The following is a 14,461-nucleotide window of genomic DNA, read 5'->3' on the forward strand; positions in this document are numbered from 1 at the left end:
TACACAGCGGCATGCTTCGCGACCGGATGATCGCCTGTCTACTGTTCGCCGTCGCCTTCTTCGGGCTGGTGATGCAGTGGATCTACCCGTTCAGTGACATCCCCGAGGTGGTGGGTATCGCCATCACCGTGGTCGCGGTGGTGAGCGCGCTGACCGGCGTACGGCTGTGGCTGCGCTCGTCGCGGCAACGCTCCGACGGTGACGACGTGGAGATGGAGTCGGACGGGGCCGCGGAGGTGGGCTCAGACGCGGGGGCGAGCGGCTCGGGCGACTGACGCCGGGCGACGAAGTGTCAGGTCGGGCCGGTCCAGTCGCTACACGATGGCGGTTGCCGACGCCGACCCACGGTGAGAGGGTGCACCCACCGACATACCCGGGGAAGGGTGGCGCCGCCAGATGACCGCCGACGACCTGCTGGCCCGGCACCGGGCCGTCATGCCCAGCTGGATGCCGATCTACTACGCCGAACCCCTGGAGATCGTCGCCGGCTCCGGCCGCCGGGTCACCGGCGCCGACGGCCGCAGCTACCTGGACTTCTTCGGCGGCGTGCTGACCAACATGATCGGCTACGACATCCCGGAGATCCGCGACGCGGTGCAGCGCCAGCTCGCCACCGGCATCGTGCACACCTCCACCCTGTACCTGATCCGCCACCAGGTCGAGCTGGCCGAACGGATCGCCGCGCTGTCCGGCATCGCCGACGCCCGGGTCTTCTTCACCAACTCCGGCACCGAAGCCAACGAGGCGGCGCTGCTGGCCGCCACCAACTACCGCCGGTCGCATCAGATCCTCGCCGTGCGCAACAGCTACCACGGCCGCTCGTACGCGACGATGGGCATCACCGGGCACCGCAGCTGGTCGGCCAGCGGGCTCAACCCGCTGCAGGTCGCCTGGCTGCACTCCGGTGACCGGCTGCGTGGCCTACTGGCCCGGCTCGGCCCCGACGCCCAGCTCGACGCCGCCGTCGAAGACCTGCGCGAAGTCCTCGCCACCCAGACCGCCGGCGACGTCGCCTGCCTGATCGCCGAACCGATTCAGGGCGTCGGCGGCTTCGTACACGGCCCCGACGGGCTGCTCGGCGAATGGAAGAAGGTCCTCGACGAGTCCGGCATCCTGCTGATCTCCGACGAGGTGCAGACCGGCTGGGGGCGTACCGGCGAACACTTCTGGGGCTACCAGGCGCACGGCGTCGTGCCGGACCTGCTGACCTTCGCCAAGGGCATCGGCAACGGCTTCGCCCTGGCCGGCGTCGTCGGCCGCGCCGACGTCATGGACGCCGTACCGGCGATCTCGTTCTCCACGTTCGGCGGCAACCCGGTCAGCACCGCCGCCGGCGTCGCCGTCCTCGACTACCTGCGCGACCACGACCTACAGGCCAACGCCGCGCGCACCGGCGAGCTGCTGCGTACCGGGCTGACCGGGGCGGCCGCCGCCCATCCGATCGTCGGCGAGGTGCGGGGCAAGGGCCTGATGCTGGCCGTGGAGTTCGTCCGCCCCGGCACCAGCGAGCCGGACCCGGCCGCGACCACCGCCGTGTTCGAGGCCTGCCGGGCCGGCGGGCTGCTGGTCGGCAAGGGCGGCCTGTACGGCAACGTGCTACGGATGGGGCCACCGTTGACGCTCACCGAGGACGAGGCCCGCGAAGGGCTGGCGATCCTGGTCGACGCGATCGCGTCGGTCTCGGCCGCTGCCGTGCCGGCCATTGTGGAAGGGGCGACGGCGTGAACCGGATCCCGCATTTTGTCGACGGCTCCCGTACCACGATGATCGAAGCCGGCGGCGACGGTCGCCACGGTGAGGTGTTCGACCCGGCGACCGGGCAGGTCGCCGCGACCGTCGGGTTCGCCTCGGCCGCGCAGGTCGACGCGGTCGTGCAGGTCGCGGCGCGGGCCGCCCGCGACTGGCGCGACGTGTCGCTGTCGCGGCGCGCCAACGTGTTGTTCGCCTTCCGGGAGATCATCAACGCCCGGCGCGACGAACTCGCCGCCGCGATCACCGCCGAACACGGCAAGGTCCTCGCCGACGCCGCCGGCGAGGTGCAACGCGGCCTGGAGGTCGTCGAGTACGCCTGCGGCATCCCGACGCTGCTCACCGGCAACTTTAGCGAGAACGTCTCGACCGAGGTCGACTCGTACAGCCTGCGCCAGCCGCTCGGCGTGGTAGCGGTCATCTCGCCGTTCAACTTCCCGGCGATGGTGCCACTGTGGTTCGTGCCGATCGCCGTGGCCTGCGGCAACGCTGTCGTGGTCAAACCGTCCGAGAAGGACCCGTCGGCGGCGGTGCTGCTCGCGCAGTGGTTCACCGAGGCCGGCCTGCCACCCGGGGTCTGCAACGTGGTGCACGGCGACCGCGAAGCCGTCGACGCGCTGCTGGACCACCCGGGCGTACGGGCGGTGTCGTTCGTCGGCTCGACCCCGGTGGCCCGGCACGTCTACACCCGGGGCACCGCCGCCGGCAAACGCGTCCAGGCCCTCGGCGGGGCGAAGAACCACATGGTGGTGCTGCCCGACGCCGACCTCGACCTGGCCGCCGACGCGGCGGTCAACGCCGGCTTCGGCTCGGCGGGGGAGCGGTGCATGGCGATCTCCGCCCTGGTGGCGGTGGAGCCGGTCGGCGACGACCTGGTGGCCCGGATCGTCGAACGGCTCGGCAGGATCCGTACGGGTGACGGCCGCCGGCCCGGCTGCGACATGGGTCCGCTGATCACCGCCGCGCACCGCGACCGGGTCGCCGGTTACGTGGCCGCCGGTGCCGCCGACGGCGCGAAGATCGTGGTCGACGGCCGGGGCGTGCCGGTCGACGGCGACGCCGCCGGTTTCTGGCTCGGCCCGACCCTGCTGGACCAGGTGACCCCGCAGATGTCGGTCTACACCGACGAGATCTTCGGCCCGGTGCTGTCGGTGCTGCGGGTCGACTCGTACGACGCGGCGTTGGAGCTGGTCAACGCCAACCCCTACGGCAACGGTACGGCGATCTTCACCAACGACGGCGGTGCCGCCCGGCGCTTCCAACACGAGGTGGAGGTCGGGATGGTCGGCATCAACGTGCCGATCCCGGTGCCGATGGCCTACTACTCGTTCGGCGGCTGGAAGGCGTCGCTGTTCGGCGACAGCCACGCCCACGGCCGCGACGGGGTGCACTTCTTCACCCGGGGCAAGGTGGTGACCAGCCGCTGGCTCGACCCCCGCCACGGCGGCGTGAACCTCGGCTTCCCGACCCAGACCTGAGCGTTCGTCCACTGTTCGTCGATGCTGTCCCGGACGCGACAGCGGCCGCCAATTGTCGGTTCGGTTCCAGTTTGTGGTGCCAGTTATGTCGACATTCCGGGCCCACGGACGTCTCGTCCGCCGATGATGCGGCGATCGATACTCATCGTATCGATATAAATGCATGACGCTCAGTCCTTGACTGAAGATCCTGCTGCGCTAACATCGGAACAGGCCAATTCGATCGCCTGATGTCACTTGTAGACACGGTTGGATCGGGTGTCATCGACGCGTTCCGCTGATTTGGCCAGATCGACGGTGGGTTTCGGGTCCGGCGGCATCAGCTTCGTACTGGTCACGTGGGGATGGCATGGCGTTCATTGAGTATCACGAGGCGCTGGGCGTTCTGCGGGACGGGCTGGTCCGTGCCTCAGCCGGGCAGGGTGGCACGATCCTCGTGGTCGGGGGACTCGCGAGCGGGAAAAGTGCCCTGCTGCAGGAGTTCTCCCAGCGCGCCACGGTCGAGGGGGCGCGGATCCTGCGGGCGTCAGGTGCCATGCCCGAGCGCGCGCTTCCGCTGGGTGTCGTGGAGCAACTGGTGCAGAGCGGGCGGTTGGGTGGGGCCGCTGACCGGCTGACACGGTTGATCGGCACATGCGAGAAATGCCAATGGGAATTGCAGGATCACGAAACGGGCGACTCGTGCCAATGCGCGCGACTGTCCAGGGATCTCGCGAAGGTGCTCCTGCATTCGGGCGGTGGCGGGTCCGGCGCGGATCGGCCGGTGGTCGTCTGCGTCGACGATGCGGAATTCACGGATCAGTGGTCGATGCGCGTGCTCGTCTCGCTCGACCGTCGACTCAGAAATGCGCACGGCATTCTGGTGCTCACTGCCCGTAGTCCCGCGCAGTCCGCGACCCCGCTGCTGGCGTCGGAAATCAGCCGCCCGGGTCGTCAGCGGATCGGTCTCGCGCCGATGTCGGTCCGAAGCGTGGAGAGCCTGTTCGCCAAGGCGTTCGACCCCGACGTCGCCGAACGGGCCGCCGCGCCGTGCCACCGGCTCACCGCCGGCAACCCGCTGCTCGTCAGCGCTCTGCTCGACGACCACCGGGACCGGGACCTGACGGGCCGGGCCGCCGCCGGCCATCCGGCGGACCAGCCTCACGTGAGCCGGGAACCGACCGTGGTCGGTCCCCGCTACCAGCAGGCGGTCGTCGAGAGCGTGCACCGGTGGGAACTCCAACTCCTCGGCGCCGCACGCGTGCTCGCCGTCCTCGACGACCACTGCCCGCCGTCGTTGCTCGGCCGGCTGCTCGGCCTCGGGACGATCACCGCGGCCGGGCTGCTACGGACAATGACCGTTGCCGGTCTGGTGGCGGACGGCCGGTTCCGCCATCCGGCGGCCACCGAGGCGATCCTGCACGACATGACGGTGCACCAGCGCGCCGAACTGCACCGCCGGGTCGCCGAGACGCTGTTCGAACGCGGCGCTTCCGCCGTCGACGTCGCCCGCCATCTGCTGTCCGCAGACGCGACGCACGAGGCATGGGCGGTACGGGTGCTGCGGGAAGCGGCCGAACACGCGCTTGCCACCGAGGACCCGGCGCACGCCGTACGGTGCCTGGAACTGGCGTTGGCCTGCGCGGACGACGCCGACGCCCGGCTCGGGGTGGCCAGCGTCCTGGCCCGTGCGTTGGAGCAGGTGAACCCGTCGGCGACCGCGGCCCACCTCGACCCCCTGTGGGCCGCGGTGCCACGGGGCGAACTGCGTGATCGTGACCTGCTGGCGATGGCGCGGCTGGCGCTCTGGCAGGGTGCCCAGGACCGGGTGCAGCAGATTCTGCACCCGACGACGCAGACACACCGGTTGCTGGAGACCAAGACCGAGGCCGAGCTGCGGATCGCGTACCAGTGGTTCCACGGTTCCCGGTGGGGCTGGCCGGCACGGGCCGCAGAGGAGCCCCATGATCCGTGGCTCGACCTCGCCAGATCCCTGGCGACCCTGTGGCAGGGTGGCGGGTCCGGCGCGGTCGCCGCAGCCCATCAGGTGCTGCAGAGCTACCGCCTCGGCGAGGTCGCCGTCGAGGTCGTGGCGACCGCGCTACTGGCCCTGGCCCACGGCGGTCACAGTGACCAGGCGGTGCACCGCTGCGACCTGCTGATCGCTCAGGCCGAGCGGCGGGGTGCGGCCACCTGGGAGGCCCTGCTGCGTGCGGTCCGGGCCGAGATCGCCCTGCTGCGGGGCGAGCCGGCGGTCGCCGTCGCCCTGGTCGAACTGGCCCTGCGTCGGCTGTCCGCGTCGCGGTGGGGCGTGCTGATCGCGTACCCGTTGGCCACCCTGGTCGCGGCGCACACCGCCCTCGGCGCGCACGAGGCCGCGGCTCAGGTGCTGGCGCAGCCGATCCCGGACGCGGCGGACGACACCATCTGGGGCCTGCGCTACCGCCACGCGCGCGGACGACTGAAACTGGCCACCGGCGCGGTCCTGGCCGCCGCCCACGACTTCCACAGCTGCGGTCGGCTGATGCGCCGGTGGGGCGTCGACGGTCCGGTCCTGGGGCTGTGGCGGATCGACCTGGCCGAGGCGCAGTTCCGCCTGGGCCGCTGCGACATCGCCCGGGACCTGCTCAAGCAACAGCTCGCCAGCCGCGACGGTGACCTTCGGGTGCGTGGGCTCGCGCTGCGGGTGCTCGCGGCCGCCGCCGCACCCGAGCAGCGGCCCGCGCTGCTGCGGGAGTCGAACGACTGCCTGCGGACCGCCGGTGACCGGCTGGGGATGATCGCCGCGTTGACCGACCTGCACCGGGTGCACGAGCAGCTCGGCAACGACGACGAGGCCCGGGCGCTGGCCGCTGCGGTCGCCACCCTCGCCGGCTCCACCGACCCGCCGACCGACCCGGCGAGCGACCCGCCGAGCGACCCGCCGACCGACCTGGCGAGCGACCCGCCGACCGGACCGGTACCCGGGGCCGGGGCCCGTCAAGCGATCGGCGGCCGCCGGGCCGACACCTCGGACGTACCGGTGTTGTCGGTGCTGACCGACTCCGAACGCCGGGTCGCGGAACTGGCCCGGTTCGGGTACCCGAACCGGGAGATCGCCTGCCGCCTGTTCATCACGGTCAGCACCGTCGAGCAGCATCTGACCCGGATCTACCGCAAGCTCAAGGTGAAACGCAAGGCCGACCTGCGCGTCCTGCTCGCTCCCGCCGGTGGCACCGCGATGGTCGACCGCCCGCACATCATCGACAACTAGGAGTGCCGTACATGCCTGCGACGTCGACCTGCCGGGTCTGTGCCGGGCCGGTGGAGGAGTTCTTCGACTTCGGACGACAGCCGCTGTCCGACGCCTTCCTGGTGCCGGAGCAGACTGACCCGGAGTTCTTCTACCGCCTGGCCGTGGGAATCTGCCGTACCTGCACGATGGTGCAGCTCATGGAGGAGGTGCCGAGGGAGCGGATGTTCCACGCGGACTACCCGTACATCTCCCGAGGGTCGGCGGTCATGCGGGCGCACTTCGAGGCGCTCGCGCGCCGGTTCCTCGCCGAGGAACTCCACCGGCCGGACGCCTTCATCGTCGAGATCGGCTGCAACGACGGGACGATGCTCGGCACCGTCGCCGACGCCGGGGTCCGCCATCTCGGGGTGGAACCGTCCAGCGGCGTGGCCGCCATGGCGGCGCAGCGTGGGGTACGGGTGCGGACCGACTTCTTCGAGGCCTCCGTGGCCGCCGACATCGCCGTCAGCGACGGGCCGGCCACCGTCATCTACGCGGCCAACACCCTGTGCCACATCCCGTACATCGACTCCATCCTCAAGGGAGTGCGGGAGCTGCTCGCCCCGGACGGGGTCTTCGTGTTCGAGGATCCCTACTTCGCGGACATCGTCGAGCGAACCTCGTTCGACCAGATCTACGACGAGCACTTTTTCCTCTTCACCGGCGGATCGGTGCAGGCGATGGCGACGCGACACGGGCTGGAACTGGTGGACGTGCAGCGGCTGCCGGTCCACGGCGGCGAGGTCCGCTACACCCTGGCGCGGCCCGGCGCCCGGACGCCGACACGGGCGGTCGCCGACCTGCTGGCTCAGGAACGCCGGGCCGGCATCGCCGAGCCGGAGACGCTGCGGCGGTTCGGCGACCGGGTCGAGCGGATCCGCCGAGGACTGACCGCGTTCCTCGACGAGCGTCACGCCCGGGGTGAACGGGTGGTCGGCTACGGCGCCACGGCCAAGAGCGCCACCGTGCTGAACTTCTGCGGGATCGGTCCGGACCGGATCGAGTTCATCTGCGACACCACCCCCGCCAAGCAGGGCCGGCTGACGCCGGGCTCACACATCCCGGTACGGGGGCCGGAAGCGTTCACCGCCGCGTACCCGCCGTACGCGGTGCTGTTCGCCTGGAACCACGCCGACGAGATCATGGCGAAGGAGACCGCCTTCCGGGCGGCGGGTGGACGATGGCTGCTCTACGTCCCCGAGGTTCACGTTGTCTGACGGTGCGCCAGCCCCGCACGGTCGGGGTGACCACGGGCGTCCACCGCTGGTGGTGATCCTGGGCGCCAGCGGGTTCGTCGGCGCGGCGGTGTCGGCGCGGCTGAGCTGGCGGGACGTCCGGTTGCGACTGGTGTCCCGGCACCTGCCGGCGCCCCCGCCCGGTCCGGCCCCGGCGCAACGACTGGTGCGCGACCTGACCGACCCTCGGCAGGTCCGCGAATGCGTCGCCGACGCCGACGCGGTGCTCCCACTGGTGCTGTACGCCGGACGGGGCACCTGGCGGCTGACCGACGACGAGGCGACCGCGCGGGCGGTCAACGTCGGGGTGGTACGCAGTGCGCTCGCCGCGCTGGCGGAGCGGCCGCCCCGCCGGGTCGGGCCGCCGCCGGTGCTGGTGTTCCCGGGGTCGACCTCGCAGGTCGGCCCCGGGCCGACCCGCGTCGACGGTACCGAGCCGGACCGGCCCGCCACCGGGTACGACCGGCAGAAGCAGGTGGCGCAGTGGGCGGTCGAGGCGGCCACCGCCGACGGTGTCGTGTGTGGAACGACCCTGCGCCTGCCGACCGTCTTCGGGCCGGGACGGGCACCGGGGGTGATCGACAGGGGAGTGGTCAGCACGATGCTGCGGCGGGCGTTGGCCGGACAACCGCTCACCGTGTGGGCCGACGGTACGGCACAGCGTGACCTGCTGTTCGTCGACGACGTCGCGGACGCATTCGTCGGGGCCCTGCACCATCCGACGGCGCTGGCCGGCCGGCACTGGCCGATCGGCAGCGGGCAGGGCACCACGCTGCGCGAACTCTTCACGATGATCGCGGCCCTGGCCGCCGAACACACCGGTGGGCCGCCGGTGACGGTCGAGTCGGTGCCGCCACCGGCGAACGCCTCGGCGATGGACCTGCACAGCCTGGTGGTCGATCCGTCGGCGTTCCGGGCGGTAACCGGCTGGCGGGCACGTACGCCGCTGCCCGTGGCGTTGCGGCGCACCCTGGACGCGCTGGCACCTGCGCCGGCGGCCGGCTGAGCCGGTGTCTGTCCGCAGGGGGCCGACCCCTAACCTCGCCGGTAGCTCCCCCTATCGCATTGACCTGTTCCGTTGCCGTGTCGCATCCTGACTCGGCGATCACCCGGTGGCTTCATCGTCGGCACGGTGCGACGGCGCGACCCGCCGCGGTGTGATCGGCGGCAACGGACAAGTGTCGAATGCAGACGGGCGGTGGCGACCGATGGAATGCGAACCATGAAAGCGCAGCCCTTGGCCGTCGCGGGTGCCTACGTATTCACACCACAAATTCACCCGGACGAGCGTGGCGTGTTCGTCTCGCATTTTCAGGAGTCGGATTTCCGGGCAGCGCTCGGGCATTCGCTGTTCGCCGTCGCCCAGGTCAGCCACAGCCGTTCCGTGCAGGGCGTGGCCCGGGGGATCCACTACACCCGTACGCCGCCCGGTGCCGCCAAGTACGTGCACTGTCCGGCCGGTCGTGCGTACGATTTCGTGGTCGATCTGCGGGTCGGCTCGCCGACCTACGGGCGGTGGGACGGCGTACTGCTGGATCCCCTGCACCATCGCGCCGTCTATCTGCCGCCCGGGGTCGGCCATGCCTTCGTCGCGGTGGAATCCGACACGGTCATGACCTACCTGTTGTCCCGGGAGTACGACCCGGCCAACGAGTTGGCGGTGTCGATCCTGGATCCGGCGATCGCGCTCGACCTGCCTGCGGGCCTGACGCCGCTGCTGTCCCCGCGTGACCGGCAGGCCCGTACCCTGGCGCAGGCGCGGGCCGCCGGCCTGTTGCCCGAGTACGCGGCCTGCCAGGCGGTCGAGCAGCCCGCGCGGGCCCGGTGAGCGGAGTGTCGGCGACAACGCGTGGTGCCCTGCGCGCCGGGGCCGGTACGGCGCCCGAAGCCAGCCTCGTCGAGTCGATGCTGGCCACGAGTGGACGCTTCGCCGGGGACGCGGACTTCGACCGGTGGCTCGCCGGTATGCGCGAGAGGACGAGCATGTCCGTCGAACAGGTCGCGTTGGCGGACCTGCGTGACTGGACGCAGGATCCGGTCACCGGCAATCTGCGCCACCGCACCGGAAAGTTCTTCACCGTCGAGTCCCTCGCGGTGGATTACCCCGCCGGCCCGGTGACGAACTGGACGCAACCGATCATCCACCAGCCTGAGATCGGCATTCTCGGCATCCTGGTGAAGCGGATCGACGGCGTACTGCACTGTCTGATGCAGGCCAAACGGGAGCCAGGCAACCAGAACGGCGTCCAACTCGCCCCGACCGTGCAGGCGACCCGGAGCAACTACACGCGGGTGCACCAGGGGCGGCCGGTGCCGTACCTCGACTATTTCCTCAACCCGGTCGGGCACCGGGTGCTCACCGACGTCCGGCAGTCCGAGCAGGGCGCGTGGTTCTACCAGAAGCGCAACCGCAACATGGTCGTCGAGGTCGCCGCCGACGTGCCCGTACTCGACGGTTTCTGCTGGTTGACGATGGGACAGATCCACCGGTTGCTCCGGGTGCCGGATCTGGTCGGAATGGACGCCCGGACGGTCCTGGCCTGCCTGCCGCTCGGCGGACCCGGCTGGGGCACGATCCTGCCGTTCGACGACGACTTCGGCGCCGCCCTGGCGCACTCCTGCGATCCGCGAAGCGGCGCGGCGTGGTCCCTCACCGAGATCCTGAGCTGGGTCACCGGGATGCGGACCCGGACCGAGATCCGGGCCCGACTTGGCCCACTCGTCGCGGCCGAGGGCTGGCTGCACCGCGACGGGCGGATATCGCACGAGTCCGGCCGGTACTTCGACGTGATGGGTGTCCAGGTGCGGGCCGCCGGCCGCGAGGTGGGTCAGTGGACGCAGCCGATGATCCAGCCCCGCAGCGACGGCATCATCGCGTTCCTCGTCCGGCCGATCGACGGTGTCCTGCACATGCTGGTCTGCGCCCGCCCGGAACCGGGTTTCGCCGACGTGATCGAACTCGCGCCGACCGTGCAGTGCCTGCCGGGCAACTACGGGCACCTGCCGGCCGACCAGTGGCCACCGTTTCTGGCCGACGTGCTGGCGGCCGGACCGGAGCAGGTGCGCTTCGACGCCGTCCTGTCCGAGGAGGGCGGCCGTTTCTACCACGCCCGCAACCGTTACCTCATCGTGGAGACCGATGCGGTGCCCGCCGGCGACCGGGACGACTACCGGTGGCTGACCCTGGCGCAGTTGACCGAGCTGCTGGCGCACAGCTTTTATCTCAACGTCCAGGCCCGCAGCCTGGTCGCCTGCCTGCGGAGCCTGCTCACAGGTGCGCCAGCACGTCCCGGACCGACTCGATGATCTTGTCCTGCAGGCCGGTCGGCAGCGACGGGTACATCGGCAGGGAGAAGATCTCGCCGGCCAGCCGCTCGGTGACCGGCAACTGACCGGCGCGGTAGCCGAAGTGGGCGAAGCCGGTCATCGTGTGCACCGGCCACGGGTAGCTGACGTTGAGCCGGATGTCGAAGGCCGCCAGCCGCTCGATGATGTCGTCGCGGCGGGGATGCCGGACCACGTACAGGTAGTAGACGTGGTCGTTGCCGTCGGCCAGCGTGGGCAGCACCAGGTCGGTGTCACCGAGCCCGTCGGCGTAGCGCTGGGCCACGGCGCGCCGTCGGTCGATGTAGTCGTCGAGCCGGCCGAGCTTGCGGCGCAGGATCTCGGCCTGGACCTCGTCGAGCCGGCTGTTGTGTCCGGGCGTCTCGACGACGTAGTACGTCTGCGCCATGCCGTAGTAGCGCAATCGACGCAGCCGGTCTGCCACGGCCTCGACGTCGGTGATGACGGCGCCACCGTCGCCGTACGCCCCGAGGACCTTGGTCGGGTAGAAGGAGTACGCGGCCGCGTCGCCCATCGCACCGGCGACCTGACCGTGGTGGCGGGCACCGTGCGACTGGGCACAGTCCTCGAGGATCACCAGGTCGTGTGCCGCGGCGATCCGGCGCAGGGGTGCCATGTCGACGCACTGCCCGTACAGGTGGACCGGGAGCAGGCACCGGGTCCGGGTGGTGACCGCGGCCGCGACCTGGTCGACATCCATCAGGTACGTGTCCGGCCGGACGTCGACGAAGACCGGGGTGGCGCCGACCGCGTCGATCGCCACGACCGTCGGCGCGGCGGTGTTCGACACGGTGACGACCTCGTCGCCCGGTCCGACGTCCAGGGCCTGTAGCGCGAGCTTGAGCGCGTTGGTCCCGTTGTCCACCCCGACGCAGTGGCCGAGTCCGTGGTACGCGGCGAATTCCTGTTCGAAGGAGCGGACACTGTCCCCGAGTACCAGCCGGCCGGACCGGAACACCGACTCGACGGCGTCGAGAATGTCGTGCTTCTCGCTCTCGTACTCCAGCAGGTAGTCCCAGACCAGGGTGGCCATCGTGGATTCTCCGTAGGTCCGTAGGGGTGGGCACCCGGTCGATGGCGCGTGACCAGCCGGATCAACCCGCGAGAACGTATGACCACACCGGACCAGCGCCCTGATCAACCGATCCCTCGGGCACCGTACCGCAGGGCACCGTGCAGCCAGAACCCCTAATCGATAGGGGTGGGTAAGGGGGTGCGCAGGGGCTGGTGGGCTGTCTAACCTGCACCGACCGGGCCCGGTCAGCCGAGTCGCACCGGTCGGGCCCGGCTGCATGAGCGCGCAGTCGACAGCTTGAGGACGCCAGCAGATGTCTGAACACGTTCTTGTCATGAGCCATCCGGATCACGGCCACGTCATTCCCAACCTGGCGGTGGTGACCGAGCTGGTGGACCGGGGACATCGGGTCACCTATCTCACGGGTGCCCGGACGGCCTCGATCGCCGAGGCGGCGGGGGCGACCGTCGTGCAGTACGACTCGCGCTACAAACAGGCCGACTTCACCGGTGTGGCACACGATCCCCGGTATCTGCTGAACCTGTTGCTCGACGAGAGCACCGCGATGCTGCGGACCGCCGACGCCGAACTCGCGGTCGATCCGCCGAGCCTGATCCTGTACGACACGTCGATTCTCTACGCCGGGCGAATCCTGGCCCGCAAGTGGCAACTGCCCGCCGTCCAGCTGATTCCGATGTTCGCCTCGAACGAGTCCTTTTCCTACTTGACCGCCATCTATGGCGGTGAGGGTGCACCGCCCGCCGGTGGACCGCCGACGCCCCCGCCGTGGCTGGCCGAGTTCATGGGCCGCATCGGTGCGTTGTGCGCCGCCCACCAGGTGGCGGTGGCGCCGCAGGAACTGTGGTGGGGCGTACAGGATTTCAACCTCGTCACCATTCCCCGACAGTTCCAGTACGCGGGGGACTCCTTCGACGACCGGTTCGTGTTCGTGGGCCCGTGCGTCGGGCAGCGGGCCTTCCTCGGCGACTGGAAGCCGCCGACCAGTGAGCTACCGGTGGTCCTGGTTTCCCTCGGCGCGGTCTTCAACGGGCACCCGGACTTCTTCCGCACCTGTATCTCGGCTTTCACGCAGGCACCGTGGCACGCCGTGCTGACGGTCGCGGACGCGATCGACCCCGAATCGCTGGGCCCGCTGCCGTCCAACGTCGAGGTGCACCGCTGGGTGCCGCACGTCACGGTGCTCGAGCACGCGTCTGCGGTGGTCACCCACGGCGGCATGGGTACGGTCATGGAGGCGCTGCTCACCGGCACCCCCATGGTCGTCGTACCGACCTCGGCCATCGACGCGGTGACCGCACGACGCCTGGACGAACTGGACCTGGGGCGCCCACTCGACCAGCAGGAGCTGACCGCGCCCCGGCTGCTGGAGCTGATCGGGCAGGTGACCGCGGACCCGGCGATCCAGGACGGCACCCGCCGGATGCGCCAGCACGTCCGCGCCGCCGGCGGCACCCGGCGCGCCGCGGACGAGTTGGAGAACTACCTCGCCCGGCAGCGGTCATGAGCGATTCGCTGGAGCTTCGGATCCTGGGGCCGCTGGTGGTCTGCAAGGGCGACGAGTCGGTCCGCATCGGTGGCCTGCGGGAACGGGCGGTGCTGGCCCGGCTCGCCCTCGACGCCAATCGGGTCGTGAGCGTCAGCAGACTGATCGCGGCGGTCTGGGCCGGTACGCCGCCGCGCAGCGCCCGGTCGCAGATCGCCATCTGCGTGTCCCGGCTCCGTGCCGCGTTGGGTGAACGGATCGGTGCCGCCGCCGCCGACGAACAGGCGATCGTGACGATGAGCCCGGGGTACCTGTTGCGGGTGGCACCCGAGCGGATCGATCTGCACCGGTTCACCGAGCTGACCGGCCGGGCCCGCGACTGCCCGGACCGTGAACTGGCCGCCGGGTTGCTGGTCCGCGCGCTGGCCCTGTGGCGGGGGACACCGTTCGAGGGGATGTGCGGGCTGCAGGCCGAGGCGGCGGCGCTGGAGGAGGCCCGCCTCGAGGCCGCCCATGCCCACGTCGATCTGGAACTCGAACTCGGTCACCACGACCGGGTCATCATGGACCTCATCCCGCTGGTGGCGGAGCATCCACTGCGGGAGCGCTCACGGGCCCAGTTGATGCTCGCGCAGTACCGGGCCGGGCGGCGGGCGGAGTCGCTGCGGACCTATCAGGAGGCGCGCCGTCACCTGGTCGAGCAGGTCGGCCTCGAGCCCGGACCGGAACTCAAACGCCTGCACGACCAGATCCTGCGCGACGCGCCGACGTTGATGCCGGCCGCCCGTGGGCTGCGGTCCCGGGCGTACGGGCAGCCCGGCGACCTGCTGGTGCGTGAGCACGCCAGTTGACCGGCAGGTGACCGCGCCCTGCGCCGTCCGT

The 14,461-nt window shown here is 70.8% G+C and carries 12 protein-coding genes; 10 read left to right on the top strand and 2 right to left on the bottom strand.

What is annotated here, in order from left to right:
• The first annotated feature begins 11 nt into the window (after positions 1 to 11).
• From O7608_RS18035 to O7608_RS18045, 3 genes are all read left to right on the top strand, one after another.
• Entirely contained in the window at positions 12 to 275 is a 264-nt protein-coding gene (locus O7608_RS18035; RefSeq protein WP_289205693.1) for a hypothetical protein, read from the top strand.
• Positions 276 to 396: 121 nt separating this feature from the next.
• Positions 397 to 1,725: an aspartate aminotransferase family protein gene (locus tag O7608_RS18040; RefSeq protein WP_289205694.1), complete on the top strand. Its 1,329-nt coding sequence runs from the start codon at positions 397 to 399 to the stop codon at positions 1,723 to 1,725.
• On the top strand, positions 1,722 to 3,227 hold the full coding sequence (locus O7608_RS18045; protein ID WP_502959131.1) for a CoA-acylating methylmalonate-semialdehyde dehydrogenase: 1,506 nt from the start codon (positions 1,722 to 1,724) through the stop codon (positions 3,225 to 3,227). Before O7608_RS18040 ends, O7608_RS18045 begins: the two co-directional genes overlap by 4 nt.
• Positions 3,228 to 3,753: 526 nt before the next feature.
• Here the strand turns inward: O7608_RS18045 and O7608_RS18050 are convergent.
• Positions 3,754 to 4,080 carry a hypothetical protein gene (locus tag O7608_RS18050; RefSeq protein WP_289205695.1) on the bottom strand — a complete coding sequence of 109 codons (327 nt, stop codon included), beginning with the start codon at positions 4,078 to 4,080 and terminating at the stop codon, positions 3,754 to 3,756.
• A 102-nt stretch (positions 4,081 to 4,182) separates the two neighbouring features.
• Here O7608_RS18050 and O7608_RS18055 point away from each other — a divergent pair, with 102 nt between their 5' ends.
• The 5 genes from O7608_RS18055 to O7608_RS18075 all read left to right on the top strand — a co-directional run bounded on the left by O7608_RS18055 (position 4,183) and on the right by O7608_RS18075 (position 11,021).
• Positions 4,183 to 6,459 (top strand): helix-turn-helix domain-containing protein, encoded by a 2,277-nt coding sequence (locus tag O7608_RS18055; protein ID WP_289205696.1) that lies wholly within the window; start codon positions 4,183 to 4,185, stop codon positions 6,457 to 6,459.
• A gap of 11 nt (positions 6,460 to 6,470) precedes the next feature.
• Positions 6,471 to 7,697, top strand: a complete 1,227-nt coding sequence (locus O7608_RS18060; RefSeq protein WP_289205697.1) for a class I SAM-dependent methyltransferase — start codon at positions 6,471 to 6,473, stop codon at positions 7,695 to 7,697.
• Positions 7,690 to 8,721: an NAD-dependent epimerase/dehydratase family protein gene (locus tag O7608_RS18065; protein ID WP_289205698.1), complete on the top strand. Its 1,032-nt coding sequence runs from the start codon at positions 7,690 to 7,692 to the stop codon at positions 8,719 to 8,721. Before O7608_RS18060 ends, O7608_RS18065 begins: the two co-directional genes overlap by 8 nt.
• Before the next feature lie 216 nt (positions 8,722 to 8,937).
• Entirely contained in the window at positions 8,938 to 9,543 is a 606-nt protein-coding gene (locus O7608_RS18070; RefSeq protein WP_289205699.1) for a dTDP-4-dehydrorhamnose 3,5-epimerase family protein, read from the top strand.
• Complete coding sequence (locus O7608_RS18075) at positions 9,540 to 11,021, top strand: NDP-hexose 2,3-dehydratase family protein (protein WP_421360752.1); 1,482 nt, start codon at positions 9,540 to 9,542, stop codon at positions 11,019 to 11,021. Before O7608_RS18070 ends, O7608_RS18075 begins: the two co-directional genes overlap by 4 nt.
• Here the strand turns inward: O7608_RS18075 and O7608_RS18080 are convergent.
• On the bottom strand, positions 10,984 to 12,093 hold the full coding sequence (locus tag O7608_RS18080) for a DegT/DnrJ/EryC1/StrS family aminotransferase (RefSeq protein WP_289205701.1): 1,110 nt from the start codon (positions 12,091 to 12,093) through the stop codon (positions 10,984 to 10,986). The genes O7608_RS18075 and O7608_RS18080 overlap by 38 nt on opposite strands.
• 316 nt (positions 12,094 to 12,409) lie before the next feature.
• On the opposite strand from O7608_RS18080, the gene O7608_RS18085 reads away from it, so the two are divergent.
• Both O7608_RS18085 and O7608_RS18090 read left to right on the top strand, forming a co-directional pair.
• The gene (locus O7608_RS18085) at positions 12,410 to 13,600 is read left to right on the top strand and encodes a macrolide family glycosyltransferase (protein ID WP_289205702.1); all 1,191 of its coding nucleotides are present in this window, start codon (positions 12,410 to 12,412) and stop codon (positions 13,598 to 13,600) included.
• Entirely contained in the window at positions 13,597 to 14,430 is an 834-nt protein-coding gene (locus O7608_RS18090) for an AfsR/SARP family transcriptional regulator (protein WP_289205703.1), read from the top strand. The genes O7608_RS18085 and O7608_RS18090 overlap by 4 nt, the downstream gene beginning before the upstream one ends.
• Positions 14,431 to 14,461: the final 31 nt, after the last annotated feature.

Origin of the sequence: Solwaraspora sp. WMMA2056 (assembly GCF_030345095.1) — a bacterium.
Taxonomy (GTDB): domain Bacteria; phylum Actinomycetota; class Actinomycetes; order Mycobacteriales; family Micromonosporaceae; genus Micromonospora_E.

Coding starts and splice junctions, on each gene's coding strand:
- O7608_RS18035 (WP_289205693.1), top strand. CDS start 12: ATGCTTCGCGACCGGATGATCGCCTGTCTACTGTTCGCCGTCGCCTTC.
- O7608_RS18090 (WP_289205703.1), top strand. CDS start 13,597: ATGAGCGATTCGCTGGAGCTTCGGATCCTGGGGCCGCTGGTGGTCTGC.
- O7608_RS18055 (WP_289205696.1), top strand. CDS start 4,183: ATGTCGGTCCGAAGCGTGGAGAGCCTGTTCGCCAAGGCGTTCGACCCC.
- O7608_RS18085 (WP_289205702.1), top strand. CDS start 12,410: ATGAGCCATCCGGATCACGGCCACGTCATTCCCAACCTGGCGGTGGTG.
- O7608_RS18040 (WP_289205694.1), top strand. CDS start 397: ATGACCGCCGACGACCTGCTGGCCCGGCACCGGGCCGTCATGCCCAGC.
- O7608_RS18070 (WP_289205699.1), top strand. CDS start 8,938: ATGAAAGCGCAGCCCTTGGCCGTCGCGGGTGCCTACGTATTCACACCA.
- O7608_RS18060 (WP_289205697.1), top strand. CDS start 6,471: ATGCCTGCGACGTCGACCTGCCGGGTCTGTGCCGGGCCGGTGGAGGAG.
- O7608_RS18080 (WP_289205701.1), bottom strand. CDS start 12,093: ATGGCCACCCTGGTCTGGGACTACCTGCTGGAGTACGAGAGCGAGAAG.